Origin of the sequence: Pinirhizobacter sp., from assembly GCF_036499745.1 — a bacterium.
In the GTDB taxonomy this organism is placed as follows: Bacteria; Pseudomonadota; Gammaproteobacteria; order Xanthomonadales; family Rhodanobacteraceae; genus Pinirhizobacter.
On the sequence record NZ_DASYDG010000050.1, the window covers coordinates 80893 to 103418 of the forward strand.

Consider the following 22526-nt stretch of genomic DNA (forward strand, 5'->3'; position numbering starts at 1 on the left):
TCTCCTAACTGGCGAAGATGATTCCGGCGTCCGCCCCTGCCGGCACGGATTCACCAAGGCGCGCGGCAAGGTTGGCCTGCCGCTGCGGTTCGAAAAGGTCGTGCCATGCGCCCATCGAAGCGGCATCGGAGGCCCCGGTGACAATTTCCTGGCAACAGGCATCGTCCAGGCGCATATAGTGCGGCGAGCCATAGCGCAGGCTTCGAAATTCAGGAAGTACGCGCACTAGCGTTGCTGCCTTCGCTGCCGGTGTCGCTGCCGCCACGGCAAGATCGGGCTGGCAATGGAAACGCGGCGGTGTACGCGAGCCCGATGGCACGAAGCAGAAGCGAACGCATCCCACCTGTCGGCGCAACACGCGCACGGTGCTTCCGAAGATGCTGTCTTCGGCAAATGCCAGCGCGTGGACCTGCGTCAGCCCGATCACCGAGCACCGGCGAAAAACGACACTGGCGTGTGCAACAGCTTCGTCCGGTGCACCCAGTGCCACGCGCGCGGAACCGGTGGCATCCAGGATGCTATTGCAGAAACTGATATCCACCGGCTCAGTACGGCGGGCCGGCGATACCACCGAGACCGGTCCAAGGATGCTGTTTTCCACGCGTAGCGAGGCGGTGGTGCCATCGAGCGTAATGCTGGGCTCACCGGGGCGCTTCGGATCACAATCGCAATGCAACGACCAGCCCGGCACCAGGGTGCAGTGGCGGATCACCAGTTCACACAGGTCGCCCGGCATGGCGTTCGGATCGTCTTCCTGCGGCCCGCGCACTTCCACGCCGCGGCCCATCACCAGCAGGCCGTCGAGGATGAAGCGGCTTCCGGCCAGGCCACCAATGCTCAACGCGTCCGGTCGGCTCGCGTGCACGTCCAGCAGGCGAAGTACGGGTCGCGTCCGCTCTGCGGCACGGATCTGGATCGCTTCGCCTTCTTCGAGCTGGATGTCCAGGCCACCGTCATAGAGGCCGCTTTCGGCCAACTCGATCACCAGGGCCCGTGCCGATGGCGTGGCGGTCTTGGCGGAGGCCCACGCCTGAAGCGCGTCCTTGATGGAAGCGAAGTGGTTTTCCGGCAGGGGATCAGCCAGCGGCGTCAGGGGCGTTGCGGTGTGCACCACGTACAACGAAGCGCCGTCGAGCGACACCAGGGGGCGCGCATATTCCCCGCCCCCGATGTCGCCTGCGAAGCCTTGGTAGTAGCTGACCCAGACGCCACGCTTGGGCCTCTGGTTGGCAGGAAACTGCAGGCGCCCGGTGTGGGGATCGAGCGCAAGGTGGTTGCGCGGTACCTGATATTGCCAGTCGTCCAGGTTGGCGGCGATCAGGGCGCCGATCGGCACCGGCATGCCCTGTCCCTTGGCAGGCCAGTCCGGCGCGAACACCTGCACGCTCTTGCCCTCACCGTAGAGTTCCGGCGACACGCGCGAGTAATCAGCAGCGTCTCCGCGAAGCGCGAAGCGGTAGCGGCGCAACGGTACCGGCAGGTTCGCCTCGCCCGCGATATGCGTGGGCGACGGCTCCGCCACGGGCAACTGGAACAAGGTCGTATCATGGCCCAGGACGCTGAAGGTGTAGCACTGTGGGCCACTTTCTTCGACGCAATAGGCGGGTGTCGTGGTTACGGGATAGCTACGCAAGCGGAAGGCGAAGATCCCGACATCGGGAATATTGAAGCGCCCACGGCGGCGCTGGCTGCCCAGTCGCCTTACATCTACGCGATGGGCCCATGGATCGAAGGCGCCGCGCGCGAAACGCAGCAGCTGCAGTGGACCGGGACGACGCACGTCGATGGTGGCTCCGCGGTTGGGATGCTGATGATCCAGGTGCTGCGTGCAGCCCAGCTTCGTGCGGAATTCCACTGCCCGTCCGGGCCATCCCGCGGCGTCGCGGGAGAGGTCTTCCAGCAGGGACAACGTGCCCTTGCGGCGGCGTGCATCGATGGTGTGGGCGACGTCGCTGCGGGGACTCAGGGCTCGGCCGAGCGCCGGCTCGCTGCCATCCAGGGTGGCAGCTTCCGGCAACGGCGAGTAACCGAGCAGGTCCGCCAGATAGGGCACTACCCAGTCGTCGCAGGTTTCGATGAACCAGTTGTCGTAGAGGCGCCCGATGTCCTCTTCCACCACATTGGCCTGGGCGGCCAATACGCGGAGGAAATCGCGCAACGGAAAACCTTCTTCCTCATCCCGGGCGCGGTAGATGGCAGGCAGCAGGTCGTAAAGACGATCAGGACTCAGGCTCATGGGATGGCCTCCTGCAACAGCAAGGTATCGGGAACGTTGGGCAGGAAGTACGCCAGCTGAGCTGACAGCGCCTGGCCCTGGGTATCCAGCCGCGCGGGCTGAACCAGTACGCGCTGCACGAGGCCCGGGACATCGGGCAGGTCGTCATCTCCGCCGTCGGCAAGGCTTGCAAGCACCGTCGACTCGTCGAGGGTGTCGAAGGCATCGACGTCCACCCAGGCCACGCCCGGTACACCCTGGATGCACGCGATCACCTGGCTCAGGTAGACGTTGCGGGCCAGTGCCGAGCGCTCGAAGCCGAAGGCGTCCAGCAGGGTGTCACGGATGACCGGCTCGACGAACTCCCAGGCGTAGTCCGCCGCCAGGCCCACCTTCGCGCTCAGCGACAGAGCCAACAGCTCGCGGACATCCAGTGCCACCGGCAACGACGGATCACCGTAAATTTGCAGCGAAGACAGCAAGTTACGATAAACATCTGATGTGGTATCGATGCGAATATCGCCTGCCCCTGCAACGGTTACGCGCACGCCCCCGGCCAACGCCACCGCTGCTGCCTTGCCCACGCCGCCGAACGCCCGCGAGAAATTCGCATAGTCGGGAACCGAGACCAGCCGATCCAGCGCCATGACGGCCAAGGGAACATTCCCGCGTGCCTGGTCGCGCGTCTCCGGGTCCGCGCCGCCCGATGCCGGCAGCGGATTGATGACGTCCTTCACGCCCAGGGGCCGGCTGGCAAGCAGGCTCACCTGGCCCGCCGCCACATTGCCTGGACTGCCTATGCCGTTGCGGTAGCGGGCCACCACGTTGGCAGCGCCGGTGGAAAGACGCCGGCCGTGCACGCCATCGCCGAACGTCACCGTGGTCTTGCCATCATCCGCCGTACGGGTGACGAAACTGCGGTCCACCGCGGCAGCGAATGCCATGTTGCGTACCTCGTGCCATTCCAGGTTGTCCACGCGCACCTGCAGGGAGCTGGCCACGCCGTCGGGGTTCGAAGCTGAGGTAAAGGTCAGCGGTGGCTGCTTCAGCACAAACGCCTGCATAGCCTGTGCACCATCACCGTTACCCAGCACTTCCGTGCGTGATTGCCCATGCGTTGCGCGGACCACGTTGGCGAGGATCTTCACCGTGTCGCGGCGGTAGCCGTAGGCAATACCTTCGTTGGCAAGCACCAGCGTGCTGTGCAGCGAATCACCCGGCAAGGCCGGGTCGATACCCTGCTCCACCGCCTCCACCATCACCAGTTCGGATGAAACCACCTGCGCACTGCCGGGAAGGTCGCTTCGCACGCCCTGGACGATGAGCCACCGGCCTCCTTGAAGCCCATCCACCACCTGCTCCAGTGCCAGGCGCGTGGCACTTGCCGGTGCGCCGCCGACGTCGGTGGCAATGGGCACGTCGGCCAGCGTCAGGAGCTCGCCCTTCACCGACAGTTGCTGGACGCGGATGGTGGTGGCGATGGTCTTTGCCGGAGCGGCAATCATCGCGATGGCCCGGGCAGGCGATGAATCCTGTACAGGTTCAAGGGTCAGTTCCGTGGTCTTGCCCGGGATGCCATAGGCCGTGCGCGGATGGACCGACACAGTGGCAATGCGGCGCACGATCGGCTGCGTCGCAGTCGGATCCGTCTGTACCACATAGGTACCCGGCTGGATGCCGTCGTAAGCATTGTCGAGGAAAAAGGTATCGGTACCCTCCGACCCATCCACCGGCCAATCGACGCCCGTGGGCGACGTCGTTACTGTTCCATCCGATGCCGTCTTGATCTTCATCGGAACGGCAGCGTTGTACCCGAACCTCGGCGCCGACACACGCTGCACGTAAATTCGCTGCACCTGGGCGCTGCCGCGCGGCGAGGCCAGGCCACCCCACGCGTTATAGAGCGTGCCCACCAGGCGCGGCTGGAACAGTTGCAGCAACTGCGGTCGGGCATCGCTGCCCTTGCCCAGCGCCCCCTCGATGCTCCTGGACAGTCGTAGCGCATTGGCCGGCTGCAGCGTTGGCGGCCGTGTCAATGAATCGATCAGGGTCTGGAACGGTGTCTGGCCGCGCACCATGGCCATGACACCCATCGCAGCCGTCCCTGCGACCGCTTCGAAGCCTACGATCGTGCGTTTGGCGGCATGGTCGACCGTCACCGATGCGATCTTGCGCACGGCAGGCATCTGGCCATCATCGAAATCGAAGACCAGCCATTGACCCTGCTTGAGATCGTTTGCGTCGCTTGTGAAGTACATCGAATCGAGCGCATCGAGATTGTCCCGCGACACCAGCTGAGGCTGCGTCATCCGCGGCAATAGCGCATTCCATACTGGCCTGGCATCGAGCGCCTCGGCTGTCTCGAACGTCTGCATCTGCTCGCCCGGCCCGGGCACCGATTGCGCCGGTGATCCGGCGGTGATAGTGACCGCGCCGGCATTGTCGTCGACAGTAAAGGCCAGGTAGACGCTGGCGGCCACGCCGGGCCGCGGCCGGTAGTCGACCAGGCGGGCCAGTTCCAGCACCGACCGCCGCTCGGTGGCCGTGCGCAGGTAGCCTTCATTGGCGATGCGCTCACCATAAAACGTGAGTACATCCGCGCCGGCGGACCACGCGTCGACCAGGGCCATCACCGGGTCGTCCGACTCACGCGTGCGCAAGGCAGAGAGCGCCGGATACGCGGCGCCCGAAAGGTCCATCTGCATCGTCGCGCGGAAATCGCCGTAGGTGCCCACGCGCCAGGCGATGGTGTCGAGCCCCGGACGGTTGTACACGGCAAGGGGCGTACGTGCCGGCGCGCCGCACCCGCAGGCACAGGCGTGGGCGCCACAAGCGCTGCAGCAGCTCATCGGCCACCTCCAAAGGTGAAGGCGATCCGCCCGTGGTCCGGGTGGTCGGGGTCATTGTCGGCTTGCGCCACTTCGTCGGGCGCCAGATGGAGTATCCCGTCGGCGGGAATATCTCCCGAGGTACCGATTTCCTGCCGTACCAAGGTGCGCAACTCAACGTGGGCCACGCCCGTTACGGCCTGGGCCTGGGCGATGATCGCGCTAGCGAGCACCGGCGCTCCCAGGTTCAAGCGATCAGGGTGGAAGAAGCCCAGGGTTCCGTCGCTGCGGCGCCGGTTGCCGAATCGCTCGATGAGCGCCGCCTTGACGTGGGCCACGATGAAGTCGGGCAACACGCAGACGAACACCTCCACCAGCACTGGTACATAGCGGGCCGGCACCACAGCCACGTCGTGGCCGATGCGGCGATAGCGCCAAAGGTCCGCACGCACCAGCGGCGCAAGCGATACCGGCATCACTTCGGTACCCAAGGGATCTACCGATACCCGGGCCTCGTAGCCACTGCCCGTCCATGCCATGGCGCAACTGGCCCCCTGTACCCCGGCCACCTGCTGGGCGAATGCGGCGTAGTCGGCCGGCACGATGGCCCGCAAGGGCACCGCCCGGAACGCGCCTGGTGCGTATGCCTTCACCTCCGCCAGTGTTTCAGCGGCGGTGCCACCGGTGGCTGCGATCGGATTGCGCGGGCGCAGATCAAGCCCAAGCGTTCCGGTTCTGGAGGCTATCCAGATGATGCTGTCTGCGCCAACATTGCCAGCTGGCCCGTTGCCAAGGCGTGGCGTGGCAGTAAATACATCGCCCGCCTGGGGCCGGCGGCCATTCGCGCCATCGCCGAAACGCAGGTGCGTGCGGGCCTCATCGTCGATCTCGACCACGAACTGGCGATCATCCGGCGCGCTTGAAAGCAGATCACCCTGCGCAGCCCACGTGGAACCTGACGATGCCACGCTGATCCCGGGCCGGGCCTGCCGCGGGTCACGTTGCAACAGCTTGCAAACCGGTGCTCCGGCAGGCTGGGCTTCAGCGAAGGTCAGCGGTGTACCGGGAACCACGTGGTCGTCGCGCTGCGCACCATACGTCACATCCACCACCGCACCCTCGCAGTGGCAGCATCCGGGTGTCGGCGCACCCGGCACCGTCCAGGTGTCGGTATTGCCATCGTCGCCGTGATCCACCAGCAACACATTGCCCCGAACCACGCTTACCCCGGTGACCAGCGAACAGTCCGGTGATGCGCGCCGGATCGACAGGCACAGGTCAAAGGTGAGTGTGTCGCACGCATCCCAGGTGACGTCCACCAGGGGTGTGCCATCGAGGGGATCCTGCGAAGGCTCCACCGCCGTCAGTCGCACGACCTGGCGATGGGCAGGGTCCGCATCGGCAGGATTGCCCGTGACTATTCCCAGCACTTCCTCGAACACGATGAAGTCGCCGACGGCCAGCTTCAACGCACGACCACCGCCGCCGTCGGGGTTGGGTGCGCTACCGTCCACCAGCGTTGCGCGCGTGGCGCCCTTGTGCAGGCAACACAGTTCGTCGCCCCATGTATATATGTGGATCGTGGAGTGAGCGGCGACGATCGTGCGCGTCGCCTGTCCGTCGAGCACCATCGGCGCGTAGACCGTGGCACCGGCCGTGCGTGCAGCAGCAAGCGCAGCCGGGTCGATCGCACCCGGCTTGGCATCGCGCGCATCGGCAGGCGGGGCGAGCAATAGCGTATCGCCGAGCACCAGGTCGAAGTCGTCGCCCTCGTGGGCGATGGTGACGAAGGCGCGGGCGTTGCAACCCTCATGCATGACATAGTCGACCAGGCGCGCATGACGTCGCACGGAGATCCGCCGGCGCGAGGTATCCAGGTAGGCCTCGGTAGCCACGGCGTCCTGGTAGTACGCCAGGTAGTCCGCCGTATAGGCCAGCACCTCCACCAGGGCGATGCCGATGTCGGGAATATGCCGTTCCTTCCACGAGGGCATCGATACCGCCAGCCGGTCCAGGAACATCTGGCGGAAGCCCTCGAAGTCGCGGGCCAGGTAATCGATGGCAGGCCCGGGTGCAGGTTCGGGCACGCATGGCGCAGCGGCGGCACAGTCCAGGTCGCGTCCGCAATCCAGGCGGAAGCGCAAGGTGGTGCAGGCATGGCGCGGATCGAAGCCTGCCAATGGCTGCCATGTCGCAGGGTCGGCGCCGGAACCGGCATCGACCAGGCACAGGCAATACGCCGTGTGGTCACCCTGTCGGTCCAACATGACGCGCAGGCACGGATCGTCATGCAGGTCCGGCTCGGTCTCCGGTGTGACGCTGAGCGCCTTCAGCCCGGTGATGCGGTCACCACCTTCGATGCGTACGTTGGCCACGCCCAAGCCTTGCGGGATGGCGCCGAAGAGGTGCACGCACAGGCTGGTGCCGTCCTCGCCCACCTCTACGTAGTCGATACCGTTAAGCGATTCACCGCCCAGAAGTTTCAGGCGTCGCAAGGGCAACGCGCAGGCTGGCGAAGCCAGGCAACGGTCCAGCGCGGCATTCACGACACGCTCCTGGACAGCATATCGTTGCGCACTTCACCGGTGGCAAGGATGGTGTACGACAACGCAACATCAAGCGTGGCGTCACGCACATCCACACTTAAGGCATCCACACTGATCACGTCACCCAGCCAGCGCTGCAGCGACGCCTGCATGGTGAACTGCAACGCTGCCGCCAGTTCCACGCTGTTGGGCGCGAACACCAGCTGCTGCAGGCCGCTGCCGAAATCCGGACGATTCACCCGTTCCCCGGGGCCGGTGAAGAGCAGCTGTTCGATCATGTCGCGCACGTGGTCGTCGCGGGGTGTTTCCGCCACCCGGCCACGTCGATCAAAGGCAAAGGGATAGTGGATGTTCATCGCGTCCTCACTGCGCCACCGCGCGGGTCTGGCCGGCCATGATCATCAGCGGCGTGGCCGTGGGCGCACACATGGCCTGGCTGTCGAACAACAGCAGCGGTTGGCCGCTGGACGTGACCCTGGTGGCGGCGGTGGTGAACTGCGCCGTGATGCAGGGGCCGTTGCCGGCGCTGGGCGGAGGCAGGATGCAGCCGGTGACAGTCCAGGGCGGAGCCATGGTGACCGTCGCCTGCCCGCTTACCGTAACGCGCGCGTTGGGAGTCGTTGGCTGCGCCTGCCCTGCGTGCATGCACATCACGGTGGCACCGACATGAATGAGGGGTCCGGGCATGGTCATTCCCTCACGTAATCGCCAGCGCGCCGTTGTTGACGTTCACCGTCGGCCCCGTCATCACGATGCTCGCGCCCTGCCCGTTGGAGATGGTGATGCCGATCTCGTTGACCAGGATCATGGCGCCGCTGATCGCCTTGATCATGATGCCGCCGGCGGGTCCCGGAACGTCACTGATGCTGATCGAGTTCAGCAACCCCGATGCCAGGATCACGCTCGGGCTCACCGGATTGCCTGCCACCGCCAAGGTCGGCACTTCGGCCGCCGAGCCCCAGAAGCCGCCGGTCCAGATCGGGTAATCCGGATCGCCCTGTTCGAACTCGATCCACACGCCGGCGCCCACCTGGGGCACCACGTACACGCCACTCTGCTTGCCCGCGAAGGCCACGCACGGCAAGGCCCAGCTACCGGGAATAACACCCGCGACATCAGGCACGATGGCCATGATGCGGCCGCGCTGTTCGGGGTCGACATTGTTGACCACGGTGCCGCGGTACTTGCCGTAATACTTGTCCAAGCGCGCTTGCTCCCGGATGGCGTTCATGCCGGTACTGCCGGCACGGTGGAAAGAAGTCCCTTCCGGGACAAGGTGAAAGCCTGCTTGTACTCACCGCGGCGGATGGTGTGCCGCACCTCGCTGACATAATGCAGGCCATCGAATGCGGGCCCTGCCCCGCGCACGCCCACCAGCTGCCGCGACTTCAGCACCCGGCCGTAGCGGGTGACATCCAGGCTGCCGCGCCCGGTGACGGTGTCGGCAGATTTCGCCGCCTCCGCCATGCCCAGCAACATCGCCCGCACGGGGGAATACTTCGCCGTCTCAGGTAGTGGCCTCAGTGTTTGCGGAGGCGGATCGATCAGGCCAAGCGGCGGGTTCAGCGGTCCGATGTCGGGAATCGGGATCGGCAGCGGGACCTTGGTCTGTTCGTTCTGGATGTACACCAGCGGCAGGCTGCGGGCATTGCCCTGGTAACTGAAGCTCAAGGAGTCCACGTTGCTGGCCGCATCCATGTCCACGTTCAGCGCCGGCTGCGGTGCACCCACCTTCACCTTCGGTCCCCAGTAGGCCAGGCTCATGCCAGGAGCCGGACCCGGGTCGATGTAGAAGACATAACCCACGCGCTCGGCGAGCACGCGGATGTACTCCAGGTCGTTACCCCGCTGGCTGGGAACGCGGTTGGTGGGGATGGGCACATCCAGCGCGATGCTCGGCAGCACCATCGGTATCACACCCAGGAACGCATACTTGGCCAGTATCAGCGCTACCACGGCTTCCGCCGGCATCGCTGGATACGGCGTGCCCGGGATGCCGGAGAACAGCAACTGCTGCATCACTGCGGTGAGGTCGTCACCGGTCACCTGCAGGCTGGTATGCCGCGCGTCGGAACCAGGAAGGATTTCCGTACGCGTGACCACCCCATCGATCAGCACCGTGGGCGAGCCGTTCACCGTGGCCACCAGAATCACCCGCAGCAACGGGATGACTGCCCCGCCGCTGAGCAGGAACAGGGTATGAAGCGGCGAGCGCACGCTCATTGAGAACGTCAGGGTGAAGGCACCGGCGGCCTCGTCCGGTGCCACCACCTCGACATCAGTCAGGGCATCAAGCACCACCTGTGGCACCGGGATCGGCACCACGGGCCCCACCATCAAGGTCAGGTGTACGCCCTTAAGCATCGCCCACTCCCGGTACGCCTTCAGGCAAGGTGATGCGGAGGCGGGTACCGATCTCATCGGTGAGGTCTTCGGGCCGGAGCGTACGGTTGGCATCGCAGATGCGCCAGAACAGTTCCGCGTCGCCGAAGGCAGCCCAGGCGATCTGGTCCAGGCGTTCGCCCTGCTTCACCACGTGCCACTGCATCGTGGCGAATTTCCCTGGCTGCGGAACGAAGCGCCGCGTGAAGTAAACGACCGGCGTGCCGTCGGCCTGGGTGAAGGTGGCCGTCGGCGTGGTGAGGTATCGGCTGTTGGCGGCAATCGTGACCATCTAAGGCACCCCCGTCACGCCCAGCGCGGAAAGCGGCGCAGCGGTGAAACTGCCGGCGAGCTTTTCCTTCTGCTGGAGGTAATTCATGAACAGCCCCGCGGCCTTGTGGCCGGTGGGCACATCGGTCACGGACAACACGCGGAATCCAAGCGATACCCGGGCGCGAATGGGATTGAGCGATGGATCGAAGGCTTCTTCGGTCACGCTGAACTCGGTGATGCGCACCGGCACGATGCGCGATGCGCTCCAGACGAACAACGCCAGCGGCGTTTCCACTGGCACGATCTCAAGCGTGCCTGCCGCGGCCAGCGCGTCGTTGGCACGCAGCTGCGCCGATGTCGGATAGAGCATGGTCTCCAGTGCGGCGAGCTGGGCAAAGATGCCCGACTGCACCGCACCGGGGAACTGGTCGGGCGTTTCCAGCTGGTCGGTAGCGTCGATCTCGGCTTCCAGCTTGAAGGTTTCCACCGGCGGTCCCTTCAGCCGCAACACCTCGGCACGGTCGCCGCCATCGGCAGCCATCGATTGCACGCTCAACGTGCGCGTGAGTGTGTCGGGGTTGTACTGCAGCGACACCACGCGCCTGACCGCGGAAGTATCCGGATCGATCAGCACGATGCCGCCCTTGAGGATGCGCGGGGAACCGGGGAAGGCGCTCATGGCAACCTCATGGTGGTCGGCCGTGACCCGGGAGCGCGCCCGCTTGGCCTGCCGCCTCGCGGTGGCCGTGGCGGACGCGGCGTGGGGCACGCACCGCGCCGGACCGTCTGGTCGGTAAGACCCAGACGGATCTTGGTTTCCCAACCTGCCTGCTTGCCTGGAAGGCAACCGTGCCTGGTCTCGTCGTCATATTGCTTTGTCAGTTTGTTCAACTTGTCCGTTCCGGTCTGATCGAAGGCGCATGCCTGTGCACCCGCCGCGATCGATGCGTTGATCTTGCGCGCCAGTACGCAGGCGATGTCCATGTGGCCCTGTTCGTGTCGAAGCAGGCGCGCCTGGTCGAGTTCGGCGCGCTCATGGCACGGTTTGGAAAGTGCCGAGCATTCCTCGAACGACTTCGCCTGCATGCCTTCTACTGTCACGGTGGCCGGGCAGGTCGTTCGAGTACGCCCGGTGACGGTGAAGGGTGCAGCTGACCGTTCACCTGCCCCGGCAAAATAGTCCTGGCACCGCGACCAGAGTGCTCCACACCCGTTCTTGGTGTCGTCGAGCATGCCCAACGTCAACTTGCGCGCCTGCGCCTTACCCAGCACGGCCTGGAACACGTGAGTGCGTTCCGGGGACCAGCCGAGAACGCGTTCCACGCAAGACGCGGCCGCCGGATCCATGACCTTGGGTTTTAACTCCGGCTGCACCTGGGCAGGCCAGCCGATGGAATCGTCGGCCTTGAAATCCGACCAGGCAAGGGGCGGCTGCGGGCAAGCATCTGGAATGCCGTCGGTGCCTTTCATGCATCGCTTGAGTTCGGCATCCTTCCCGGCGGCATCGGTATCCGGTTTATCCTGATGTGCCCCCTCGTTGGGGTGCACTTGCCCGGGCGGCGCCGGTGGCACGACCCTTTGCCCCGGCCGTGGTTCGCGTTGCAGTACCTGGGGTCCGGGCGATAGCCCAGCCGCCGTACCACCGACGGTGACGAGGTGGGCAGCGGCATCGGCCTCCTTCTCCGCCGCATCCCCTGCTCCGCCGATGACGAGCGCGGATGTGGCCTGGTGCTGCAGATGATCTCCTCGCTGCTGCACCACGTGAGCCAGTTCATGGGCAAGCAGATGACGTCCGTTTGGGGATCCTGGGGAGAACTGGCCCGCGCCGAAGACCACGTGCGAGCCCACCGTATAGGCCAGGGCATCGACATCGGCCGCTGAGCGCGCCGCGGCGCTGTCGTCGTGGACGCGAACATGGCTGAAATCGTGGCCAAAGCCGTGCTCGAAATGAGCGCGGACCCCGGTGGAAAGCGCCGCACCTGTCGAACTGAGCACATGGTGGACACTGGACGGCACCGATGATGGTGCCCCACCACTTATCGACTTACGCTGGAGTTTGTCCCTCTTGCATGCATCGCACTCACCACCGGCTACCGTGTGCGTGCCGCAGGCACATTTGCGACGAAGCACATGGCCTGGGTCGATCGTCCGTACCGGTCCGGCGGATTGGAGGCTTGCGTTAGCCACGGCGCGGACTCCGGGAGATGCCCATCGCCCCAGCGAGGCTCGCGCCCACGCCGATGGCCAGCGGTTTACCCACGTGGCCGGCAGTGGTCGTTGGCAACGCGGGAACGTTACCCAGTGCCTTTAGGCTTTCGTGCGCATCTGGACCTGCAAGGTGCATGGCAAGCTCCGCCTGCAGCGCTTTTTGGAACTGCCGGGGTGTTACCCCCGCGAGCAAGGCCGGATCGACGATCAGGCGATCGATACGCAGGTGGATGCTCATGTCGATGCCCCGCTGCCTTGCACATGGAAGTCGGCTTCGTTCACCGGCTTGTCGAGCTTGCGAAACTCCTCGCGCGCCGCCTGCAGCAGCAAGGGCATGCCTACCTGCACACCGGCGCGGGCAGCCATGAAAGCCGCATTCAATGCAATGCCCTGGATGCTACCGCCGCTAAGCGCCAGCCGCGCAAGCCGGGCCACGTCCAGGGCGTTGGTCGCTGCCTGCGCGGGGAACACCGAAGACCAGATGGCCTGCCGTTCGGCTACTCCCGGGAATGGGAAATTCACTACGAAGCGGATGCGGCGCAGGAACGCGCCGTCGAGCGCCCCCTTCATGTTGGTAGCGAGGATGGCCAGCCCCTTGAACGATTCCAGCCGCTGCAGAAGGTAATTCACCTCGATGTTGGCGTAGCGGTCGTGACTGTCCTTCACCTCGCTGCGGCGGCCGAACAGCGCATCGGCTTCGTCGAAGAAGAGGATTGCCCCACCCTGCTCGGCCGCATCGAACAGACGCGCCAGGTTCTTCTCCGTCTCACCGATGTACTTGCTGACCACGGCGGAGAGGTCGATGCGGTAGAGCGGCAGCTTCAGGTGATTGGCCAGCACTTCCGCTGCCATGGTCTTGCCCGTGCCACTTTCGCCGGCGAACAGCGCAGTGATGGCGAGCCCGCGGTTCATGCGATCGCGGAAACCCCAGTCTTCGTAGACCGTGCCCCGATGGGCCACCTGGTCGGCGATCTGCTGCAGCAGATTCTTCTCGGCATCGGGTAATTTCAGGTCGGCCCAGCCGGCTTTCGGCTCGATGCGCTGGGCGAGGCCTTCCAGCGCGGGACGCGTGCGGTCGATGGCGCCTTGCCAGAGCGCGGCAACGAGGTCGGGCGCACCGGTTTGGTTGCTCTTGCCGGATGTCGGCACCGCGGCCGAGGCCGGCGACGCCTGGGTCACCGCGCCAAGCGCGGCCTGGGCAATACGCTGGATGCTGCCGGTGTCGAAGTCGAAATGACCTGCCAGTTGCCTGGCGTGATCGTCGCTGCCGTCACCGAGCACCCCCTTCCAGGCCGCGCGCTGCTCGGAGGCGGTGGGTTTGTCCACATCGATGGCGATGGTGTCCACGCCCAGTGATGCCAGTGGCTCGCGTACATCCACCAGCGTCAGTCCGCCCGCGCGTGCCAGGAACCTGCGCAGGCGCGGCGTGCCTTGTTCGTCTTGCGTATCGGTGGCGGCCACCAGCAGTGCCAGCGACAACAACTGGTTTTCACGCTGCCAAAGCCGCAGCAGGTTCTCCTGTTCGGCCACGCTAGCCGGCAGCAGGTCGGACGCCAGTTCCAGCCCCTGCGCCTGCATCAGGTCGGCCACAGCGCGGGCCACGGCGCGCTTGCTGGCGCCGTCGGATCCGAGCAACTGCACCACCGGCAGAGGCTGCCCTCGCGGCACCTGTCCAAGTGTGGTGGCGATGGAACGCGCGACGCCTTCTTGCGAGGCGGGTAACGCCGCCGAAGGCAACACCATGACCAGGGGTGCGATACGCGGGTCGAGGTAATTCATACCCTTGGCGAAATTGACGATGCGCTCATCGGCCATCAGAGCTGCGCCGATCATCGGTTGGGTGCCGGGTTGGTGGATGTCCAGCAGCTGCCAGTAGCGCAAAGGCCGTTGCGGCGACATCGCATCCCAGCTTGGGCCCTCCAGCGCGGCGAAGGCCAGGCCGAAGGTGGGGAACGGCTTGGTCGCATCGTGCTGCGCATCGGCGCACAGTGCCGGCCAACGCGTATCCATTTCCATGCCGATGCACAGCAACAGGATGTCGCGCTCGAAGTCGGTGAGCTCCATGCGTTCAGCCAGTAGTTCCAATGCCGGTACGTGGGCATCACCACCGGCCGTGTCATCCAGCGAAATCGCAAGCTGCGTACCTTCAGCGGGTTCTTCGACCTCGATCACGCCAGGCGGGGATGATTGAACGGGCGCGGGCCCGGATGCCCTGGTGAAAAGCACCGTCCGCAAGCGCGCCAGGCCATCGGCAAGGTAGCGGTCATTGGCTTCGAGCCAGTCGCCGCGCGCGCTCATGACACCACCACCTGCTGACTCGCCGCGAATGCCGGCGTGGTACCTGTGAAGTCCACCGGTATGCTGTCGACACCATCCACGCGCAGGCGCACCGTGTAGGTACCCGCTGCCACCGCCGGCACGGTAAAGGTGAGTGTCGTGGGCAAGGTGGTGTCGGCCGGGTTGCTGATGGTCCCCAGTGGCACCGGTTGCTCGCCGAAAAGCAGCATCACGCGCTGGCCGTCACGTACGCGCGGCGCGCAGGTGATGGTCAACGCGATGTCCCCCGGCGCGGCTGCGTCAGGCGTGATGGTGATGGTGGGCGCGATCGCCAGCGGCAGAACGTTGCTCGCCGTGGCCGGCAGGCCCGCCGTTTGCGACAACGCTGCGATGGCGAACACACCGGGCGCCCAGGTGGCCATCGCCGTGGCATCGTCCGAAACGGCAGGAATGACCAGGGCCAGGCCATCGTCCACCGTCGTCCCGGACACGGCAAAGGCGGCGGTTAGCGGACCACCATCGATGCGCAAGGTGGCACCGGCAAGGTTACGCCCCGCGATATCCACGCTATCGCCCAGGCGCGCGGCACCCTGGCCCCGTGGGTAAGCAATGGCGTCAAGGATGGGTGTGCCGGACGCCACGGCGAATACACCCTGGTCCTGCGCACCGCGCTTCAACACCGGCAGCGGCGAGCGACGGGCAGCATTGCTGTCGATCAGCACCACGGCGGCCTCGTAGGCCACGGAAAGCCGGTAGCCGGAACCGATCGCGGTCCATAGCTTGGAGAGTTCCTCCACGCTTTGCGGCAGCGGCGTCAGGCGCACGCGCTCGACCTGGCTTGCCAGGTCGTTGCCCGACAGGGCGCCGCTGATGTCCGACGGGTCCAGTAACGGCCGGTCGTGCAGGCAGCTCATCGCCGCGGCCAGCACGCGGTGTGCGATGGCGTCGTTGTCGACGTCGCCCCGCCCCCAGGCGGTGAACAGGTAATGCAGGTTCAGCGCCAGCGCCGGCGGCGCGGTCTCACCCGGGCGTACCTGGCCTGGCATGTCCATGTTTCGCCACGCCGCATTGGTAACCACCTGGAACAGGAACACATTCAGCTGCGCCTTGGTTACGTTCTTGCGCGCGTCCTCCGGCGATTGAAGCGTCACTTCGAGATCCGCAAGCTCTGGATCGAGCTCGGGCATGCGCGTCAACAGCACATTGCGAAGGGTGCGGCTGGCCGCTGCGATGGCAAGCGAATTGCTCATGGCCGCGCCCGGTCGCCGCGCTGGCGCAGGTAGTCGTCGAGCGATGTGCCCTGGGGCGCGTCCTGGCGGCGCACCGGCTTCGATGGCGCCGTGGCACGCAGCTCGATGCGACCGATGCTGACATGCACTACGGGCTCGGGCGACGTACGGGACACCGCGGGCATGCTTCCCATGCGTGGCGAGGACGCGTTTGCCGGTGGTGCCTGATACAACGGCGCACGGGCGGCCAGCGTACCGTGCCGAAGGGTTTCGTCACCGGGCAGCGACCGGCGGGCGTCGATGGCAGGAACACCGGCAACAAGCGTTGCCCGCGGGAATATCCGCGGATGTTCAGCCTCGATCGACAACGCTGCCGGGGCCGGGTTCGGCGGAACGCTTCCGGGTGTGCTGTCCGGCGATTCGATCGACGATAACCGCCCCCGGCGTGAACGCCGATCGGGCACGCGCCCTACTCCACCGACGGCCGTTACGGGATTCACGGCTGGCGGCGCGGCCACAACCTTCACGCGATCGGAAGAAGCAGCGTGCGCTGCAGCCGCCCATCCACCATCGGTGGCATCGCCGGCACTGTCCGCAAGTCGCGCCGCCTCGAACATCGACGGCTGCCGGGGCCCCAGCATGGGCGCTGGGTCGACGACACGTGCAGCAAGCCTGCCAAGGAATCCGTTCATGACGCGCACAACTCCAGGTAGGCCTGGCGCCGTGAGGGCGACAGCGCCAGGATGTCCTCCTCACGCCAGTGGTAGGTACGGGCAATCAGGTCCACCTCACGAAGGAAGCGCAGCGCCCATGCGTGCACTTCAGACCACAGGTAGCGCGCGATATCAAAGCCGGGTGTCCAGGGGCGCGAGCATTCCGGGCAATGGCAGGCAAGCTCGATGTCGGCCAGGGGATCGGCAGCGGCCATGGCCGCCTCCAGCCGCGTAGCTTCCTCATCGGTCCATGCCAGGCTTCCGGTACATCGCTGCAACAGCAGGTCGCGGGCCTCGGCAGGTGTTTGGCAGGCCTCGACGGCCAGCAGGTCTACGGTGGCGGGAAGCTGCGCCGTCACCACCTTCCCTGCCAGTGGAATATCAATCGCGACGGGAACCTCGCCATCACCGGCATCCACCGCAAGCAGCCCAGCGCACGAAAGCGACAACTCGACGCGCGCGGCACACGCCGGGCACGCCACCACCGCTTCCATCGCATCGCCGAACAGGCGCTGGCGAAGGCGCAACAACAAGGCATCGCGGCGCCCGATGGCCAGGCGCGCCAGGCCATCGCGGCCCAGCCCGGTATCGGCGGTGTCGAGCAACAACAGCCCGCGCATCGCGGGGCTCCCTTCGCCACCGCGTTCCCAGGCGTCCAGCAAGGTGGCTGGCGTGGGCGCGCGCATGGCCTTAGCCCACGGCAGGATTGGTGAAGGTGGGTTCGGCCGGCTCCGGCACACCCTGGTCGCGTTCGAAGCCTTCGTTCTCAAGCTTGATGTGCTGGATGGCTACCGCGTTGGCATTGGCGTCGAGGTCGGGCATCGCCTGGTATTCGGACACCCAGCAGCGGTAGATCTTGTACGACAGCGCCACCTGCCCGGCTTCGTTGTAGATCTCCAGGATAAGGTCCTTGCGGAAGTCCTTCAGCGATACCTCGGCACCCAGGCCCGAGCCGTAATTCCACACTTTGTTCGCCCACTTCTCGAATTCAACGTCGTGGGTGACACCGCGCTCGATGGTGATGGCGTCGTACTCGGTGCGGCCGGGCGATTTGCGGCTACTGCTGGGATCGCCGCCTTCGCGGTGCTTGACCACCTCGGTGCTGCGCTTCAAGCCCGATACCTTGCTGACGCCCGCCACGTAGCGGCCATCCCATTTCAGGCGGAATTTGAAGTTCTTGTATGGATCGAAACGCTGGGCGTTGACACTGAACTGGGCCATGTCGGTTCCTTCAGGTCTGGATCTGGCCGGCCATCTGCTGCAACTGGATGACGACGAATTCGGCGGGCTTGAGCGGCGCGAAGCCGACCAGGATGTTGACGATGCCGTTGTTGATGTCGCTTTGCGTCGTCGTTTCCTTGTCGCACTTGACGAAGTAGGCATCCTGCGGCGTGGTGCCCTGGAAGGCTCCCTGGCGGAAGAGGTCGTGCATGAACGCACCGACGTTCAGGCGGATCTGCGACCACAGCGGCTCGTCGTTGGGTTCGAACACCACCCATTGCGTGCCGCGGAAAAGGCTCTCCTCGATGAACAGCGCCGTGCGCCGCACCGGGATATATTTCCAGTCGTCGGGCGTGGCATCGGCGCCACGCAGGGTGCGCGCGCCCCACACCACGGTGCCGTAGCCGGGCCGGTTGCGCAGGCAGTTCACCGCCATCGGGTTCAGCACACCGTTCTCGCCGTCGGTAAGCACGGTGGCAAGGCCCATGGCGCCAGTCACGGACGCATCCACGCCGGCCGGCGCCTTCCACACGCCGCGGGTCGCATCAGTGCGCGCATAGATGCCAGCCAAGGCGCCGCTGGGCGGAAACGGCGTGGGCCGGTTCATCTGCAAGGGATCAGGCGTGAGCAGCCAGGGGAAATAGAACGCCGCGTTGGTGGCCGCATCGCTGGCAAGGCCCGCGGGCAGGCCGTCCTTGAGCGTATCGAAAGTGAGCTCCGCATCGGCGTCGGCGATCAGGAACGCCCGACGCGCCTTGCAGAAGGCTTCCAGTGCGCCAAGCGCGGTGCCATCGGACAAGCCTGGCACCACCAGCAGGTTGAAGAGGTCGACCCGGTCAAGCAGGTAGACCCCGCCAGCCTGATCCGCTGGTTGCATCGCCGCAATGAACGTTGGGTCCGTCTCGGCGAGGATGGCGCCATCCGCGCCGCCAGCAAGCTTGGCCGTGTCCGGTGGCGTGCCATCGGCGTTCAATACCGTGTCGGCCGGCGGCGAGGTCGGCGTTCCCACCAGTTCTGCATTGACGAAGGCGGATTGGTGGGTCAGCACGTTGGCCACGAATCGGGGATCGGTCGATGTGATCGACAGCGCGTCGAACACCTCGCTGGCGCCCGTTTTCGTGTTCAGTACCGTCAGGCGGAACGTCTTGCCGTCGCTCGCGGCCTTGGTCAGCACGGCGTAGTCGCCGGCCCATCCACCAACACTCTTGGCGGTGAGCTTGATCTTGCCGTCCAGGGTGACGGTAGCGGCTTTGGCGTCCGCCGCGGCCAGGCGCACGATATAAGCCTGGCCACCACCGTTCTGGAAGAACTGGTTTACCGCATTGCCCAGCTTGCTGCGTGCATCAATGCCGCCGTAGCTGCGCACGAAATCGGTGAAGCTCAATACCAGCCCGGCCTTGTCGGTGGGGCCTGTGGGTGCCCAGCCGACGAAGGCGGCGATGGAGGTGGCCACGCCGGTAATGGTGTGGACGCCGCTGGGAATTTCCTCGACGTATACGCCTGGATAACTCAGGGTCACTGGCATGCTCATCTCCTGGTCGGCGCCCGGTCAGGCGCACATCCCCGATGGCACATGGGCGGCCGGCACCGCAGGCCCGCCGTACAGGCCTGTTCGGTTCGGTTCGATGCCGATGTGCGAAAGCCGCCGCTGCGGGCGTCCGGTCACGAAAGGTGTGCCGTGGCCGGTGGTAGTTGGCCGCATAGCTCCGATGCAGTCGTACGAAGAAGGTAGGGGCGCCCCTCAGCCGCCCGCTCCGCGTTGAAGTAGACCCTCACGCACATTCTCAGGCAATTCAACGGAGTGCATAGGCCATGCGAAGTAAGGTGGGAATTCGTGATGGCCGTCCCGAATGCGCGCGGGCGCTGCGTGTAAGTGCCACGCTCTTCCATGCGCCCCGGGAATGACCCTTATGCTGCGCCCGCGCTTTGCCTCCGGCACCTCCGCGCGCGACAATGAGCGGCTTGCCCGGCCCTGCGCGTTACGCGATGGTCCGGTGACCCTTAACTGGCGCCATGCCGTACCGAGAGGTCCATCCCTACATGTCCCACTCCCCGACGATCATCTACACGCTGACCGACGAAGCGCCGTTCCTGGCCACGCAATCACTGCTCCCCATCATCGACGCCTTCACCGGTACCGCCGGCGTGAAGGTGGAAACCCGCGACATCTCGCTCGCCGGGCGCATCCTTTCGCAATTTCCTGATGTGCTCAAGGACAACCAGCGCGTGGCCGACGACCTGGCCGAACTGGGCAAGCTGGCCACCACGCCCGACGCCAACATCATCAAGCTGCCCAACATCAGCGCCTCGGTGCCCCAGCTGAAGGCCGCGGTGAAGGAACTGCAATCCCAGGGTTACGCCCTGCCCGACTATCCGGACGTCGCCAGCGACGAAACCTCGAAGGATATCCAGGCGCGCTACGGACGGGTGATGGGCAGCGCGGTGAATCCCGTGCTTCGCGAGGGCAATTCCGACCGCCGCGCGCCGCTCTCGGTGAAAAACTACGCCCGCAAGCATCCGCATCGCATGGGCAAGTGGGCCGGTGATTCGAAGACGCACGTGGCGCACATGGACGGCGGCGATTTCTACGGCAGCGAAACCTCCGCCACCATCGGCAAGGCGGGCACGCTACGCATCGAGTTCGTGGCCAAAGACGGCACCGTCACGGTGCTCAAAGACAAGATCAAGGCGGAACTGGCCGAAGTGGTGGATGCGGCCGTGATGAGCCGCAAGGCACTGGCAAGCTTCATCGATGTGCAGATCGCCGATGCAAAGGCTTCGAACGTGCTGTTCTCGCTGCACCTGAAGGCCACCATGATGAAGGTGTCCGACCCGATCATGTTCGGCGTCGCGGTGGGCGAGTTCTACAAGGGCGTGCTCCACAAGCATGCCGCGGCGCTGAAGTCGGTGGGATTCAACCCCAACAACGGCATCGGCGACCTTTACACCCGCATCGCAAGCCTCCCTGCCGATCAGAAGTCCGCCATCGAGGCGGATATCAATGCCCTTTACGCCGACCGCCCGAAGCTTGCCATGGTGAACTCCGACAAGGGCATCACCAGCCTGCACGTGCCCAGCGATGTCATCATCGACGCCTCGATGCCGGCGATGATCCGCGACTCCGGTGGCATGTGGAACGCCGAGGGCAAGCTCCAGGACACCAAGGCGGTGATCCCGGATCGCTCGTACGCCGGCGTGTACCAGGCCGTGATCGAGGACTGCAAAGCCCATGGCGCCTTTGACCCCGCCACCATGGGCAGCGTGCCCAATGTCGGCCTGATGGCGCAGAAGGCCGAGGAATACGGTTCGCACGACAAGACCTTCCAGCTGCCCGGCGCAGGCCAGGTGCGCGTGGTGGACGACACCGGTAACGCGGTGCTTGAACAGCCCGTGGAAGAAGGCGACATCTTCCGCATGTGCCAGACCAAGGACGCGCCCATCCAGGATTGGGTGAAGCTTGCCGTCAGCCGTGCCCGCCTGTCCGATACGCCGGCTGTGTTCTGGCTCGATGCAAAGCGCGGCCACGATGCCCAGATGATCGCCAAGGTCGAGCGCTACCTGAAGGATCACGACACGTCGGGCCTGGACATCCGCGTCATGAATCCGGTGGACGCCACGAAGCATTCGCTCGAGCGCATCCGCAAGGGGCAGGACACGATTTCCGTCACGGGCAACGTGCTGCGCGACTACCTCACCGACCTCTTCCCGATCATGGAGCTGGGCACCAGCGCCAAGATGCTCTCGGTGGTGCCGCTGATGGCCGGTGGCGGGTTGTTCGAGACTGGCGCCGGCGGTTCGGCGCCCAAGCACGTGCAGCAGTTCGTCGAGGAAAATTACCTGCGCTGGGATTCGCTGGGTGAATTCCTGGCCCTGGCCGCCTCGCTAGAGCACCTGGGCGAGCACTACCACAACGCCCGTGCCTCCTTGCTGGCGCGTACGCTGGACCAGGCCAACGGCAAGTTCCTCGACAGCAACAAGTCACCGGCACGCAAGGTGGGCGAGCTCGACAACCGCGGCAGTCATTTCTACCTGGCCATGTACTGGGCCCAGGCCCTGGCAGCCCAGGATGAAGACAAGCCCCTGCAGGCGCTGTTCACCGAGATCGCCAAAACCCTCACCGACAACGAAGACACCATCGTCGGCGAGCTCAACAGCGTGCAGGGCCAGCCGGTCGAAATCCGAGGCTACTACCACCCGGACCTGAATCTCCTGGCCAAGGCCATGCGCCCCAGCCCGACCTTCAACGCCGCCCTGGAAAGGCTCGTGGCCAATCGCTGATCGATACCAGGGAGCCGGTTCGCCGGCTCCCTTCTTATCCACGCCATGCGCATTCGTCCCTACGACCTTCCCGATCTCGAGCCGCTGATGTCCCTGTGGGAACGCAGCGTGCGCGCCACGCACGACTTCCTGGGCGCAGCGGTGATCGGGCAGCTCGTGCCGATCGTCCGGCGCCATGTGTTCCCGGTGATCGAGACCTGGGTGCTGGTGGACCGCGGCGACATCCTGGGCTTCGTAAGCCTGAACGGACGCAAGGTGGAAGCGCTGTTCGTCGATCCTTCGCACATGGGCAAAGGCGCAGGCCGCCATTTGCTGCAGCATGCGCGCGCGCTCAAGGGCTCGCCGTTGATCCTGGA

At 65.5% G+C, this 22526-nt stretch carries 19 protein-coding genes; 2 read left to right on the top strand and 17 right to left on the bottom strand.

Translation table 11 applies throughout. The annotated features are described in order from the left end of the window. Positions 1–4: 4 nt before the first annotated feature. The 17 genes from VGM61_RS17090 to VGM61_RS17170 all read right to left on the bottom strand — a co-directional run bounded on the left by VGM61_RS17090 (position 5) and on the right by VGM61_RS17170 (position 19417). Positions 5–2236, bottom strand: coding sequence for a hypothetical protein (locus VGM61_RS17090; protein ID WP_331524102.1), 2232 nt, complete (start codon positions 2234–2236; stop codon positions 5–7). Continuing rightward, positions 2233–5064 carry a putative baseplate assembly protein gene (locus tag VGM61_RS17095; protein WP_331524103.1) on the bottom strand — a complete coding sequence of 944 codons (2832 nt, stop codon included), beginning with the start codon at positions 5062–5064 and terminating at the stop codon, positions 2233–2235. Before VGM61_RS17095 ends, VGM61_RS17090 begins: the two co-directional genes overlap by 4 nt. After that, positions 5061–7589, bottom strand: a complete 2529-nt coding sequence (locus tag VGM61_RS17100; RefSeq protein ID WP_331524104.1) for a putative baseplate assembly protein — start codon at positions 7587–7589, stop codon at positions 5061–5063. The genes VGM61_RS17095 and VGM61_RS17100 overlap by 4 nt, the downstream gene beginning before the upstream one ends. Continuing rightward, positions 7586–7945, bottom strand: coding sequence for a GPW/gp25 family protein (locus VGM61_RS17105; RefSeq protein WP_331524105.1), 360 nt, complete (start codon positions 7943–7945; stop codon positions 7586–7588). Before VGM61_RS17105 ends, VGM61_RS17100 begins: the two co-directional genes overlap by 4 nt. Positions 7946–7952: 7 nt before the next feature. Continuing rightward, positions 7953–8276 carry a hypothetical protein gene (locus VGM61_RS17110; RefSeq protein ID WP_331524106.1) on the bottom strand — a complete coding sequence of 108 codons (324 nt, stop codon included), beginning with the start codon at positions 8274–8276 and terminating at the stop codon, positions 7953–7955. 10 nt (positions 8277–8286) lie between these two features. Beyond that, the gene (locus VGM61_RS17115) at positions 8287–8820 is read right to left on the bottom strand and encodes a phage baseplate assembly protein V (RefSeq protein WP_331524108.1); all 534 of its coding nucleotides are present in this window, start codon (positions 8818–8820) and stop codon (positions 8287–8289) included. Further along, positions 8817–9953, bottom strand: coding sequence for a hypothetical protein (locus VGM61_RS17120; protein ID WP_331524109.1), 1137 nt, complete (start codon positions 9951–9953; stop codon positions 8817–8819). Before VGM61_RS17120 ends, VGM61_RS17115 begins: the two co-directional genes overlap by 4 nt. Then, on the bottom strand, positions 9946–10263 hold the full coding sequence (locus tag VGM61_RS17125; RefSeq protein ID WP_331524110.1) for a LysM domain-containing protein: 318 nt from the start codon (positions 10261–10263) through the stop codon (positions 9946–9948). Before VGM61_RS17125 ends, VGM61_RS17120 begins: the two co-directional genes overlap by 8 nt. Continuing rightward, positions 10264–10923, bottom strand: coding sequence for a hypothetical protein (locus VGM61_RS17130; RefSeq protein WP_331524111.1), 660 nt, complete (start codon positions 10921–10923; stop codon positions 10264–10266). Then, positions 10920–12260: a DUF4157 domain-containing protein gene (locus VGM61_RS17135; RefSeq protein WP_331524112.1), complete on the bottom strand. Its 1341-nt coding sequence runs from the start codon at positions 12258–12260 to the stop codon at positions 10920–10922. Before VGM61_RS17135 ends, VGM61_RS17130 begins: the two co-directional genes overlap by 4 nt. Positions 12261–12423: 163 nt before the next feature. Then, positions 12424–12690, bottom strand: a complete 267-nt coding sequence (locus VGM61_RS17140) for a hypothetical protein (RefSeq protein WP_331524113.1) — start codon at positions 12688–12690, stop codon at positions 12424–12426. Further along, positions 12687–14750: an ATP-binding protein gene (locus VGM61_RS17145; RefSeq protein ID WP_331524114.1), complete on the bottom strand. Its 2064-nt coding sequence runs from the start codon at positions 14748–14750 to the stop codon at positions 12687–12689. Before VGM61_RS17145 ends, VGM61_RS17140 begins: the two co-directional genes overlap by 4 nt. Then, positions 14747–15979: a DUF4255 domain-containing protein gene (locus VGM61_RS17150; protein WP_331524115.1), complete on the bottom strand. Its 1233-nt coding sequence runs from the start codon at positions 15977–15979 to the stop codon at positions 14747–14749. The genes VGM61_RS17145 and VGM61_RS17150 overlap by 4 nt, the downstream gene beginning before the upstream one ends. Then, entirely contained in the window at positions 15976–16650 is a 675-nt protein-coding gene (locus VGM61_RS17155) for a hypothetical protein (RefSeq protein WP_331524116.1), read from the bottom strand. Before VGM61_RS17155 ends, VGM61_RS17150 begins: the two co-directional genes overlap by 4 nt. Then, positions 16647–17357: a hypothetical protein gene (locus tag VGM61_RS17160; RefSeq protein WP_331524118.1), complete on the bottom strand. Its 711-nt coding sequence runs from the start codon at positions 17355–17357 to the stop codon at positions 16647–16649. The genes VGM61_RS17155 and VGM61_RS17160 overlap by 4 nt, the downstream gene beginning before the upstream one ends. Positions 17358–17361: 4 nt before the next feature. Next, positions 17362–17892, bottom strand: coding sequence for a phage tail protein (locus VGM61_RS17165; protein WP_331524119.1), 531 nt, complete (start codon positions 17890–17892; stop codon positions 17362–17364). Positions 17893–17902: 10 nt separating this feature from the next. Continuing rightward, the gene (locus VGM61_RS17170; RefSeq protein ID WP_331524120.1) at positions 17903–19417 is read right to left on the bottom strand and encodes a phage tail sheath family protein; all 1515 of its coding nucleotides are present in this window, start codon (positions 19415–19417) and stop codon (positions 17903–17905) included. A 515-nt stretch (positions 19418–19932) separates the two neighbouring features. On the opposite strand from VGM61_RS17170, the gene VGM61_RS17175 reads away from it, so the two are divergent. Both VGM61_RS17175 and VGM61_RS17180 read left to right on the top strand, forming a co-directional pair. Beyond that, entirely contained in the window at positions 19933–22170 is a 2238-nt protein-coding gene (locus VGM61_RS17175; protein ID WP_331524121.1) for an NADP-dependent isocitrate dehydrogenase, read from the top strand. 45 nt (positions 22171–22215) lie between these two features. After that, positions 22216–22526, top strand: a 311-nt coding sequence (locus VGM61_RS17180; RefSeq protein WP_331524122.1) for a GNAT family N-acetyltransferase, incomplete at its 3' end; no start/stop codon positions are given.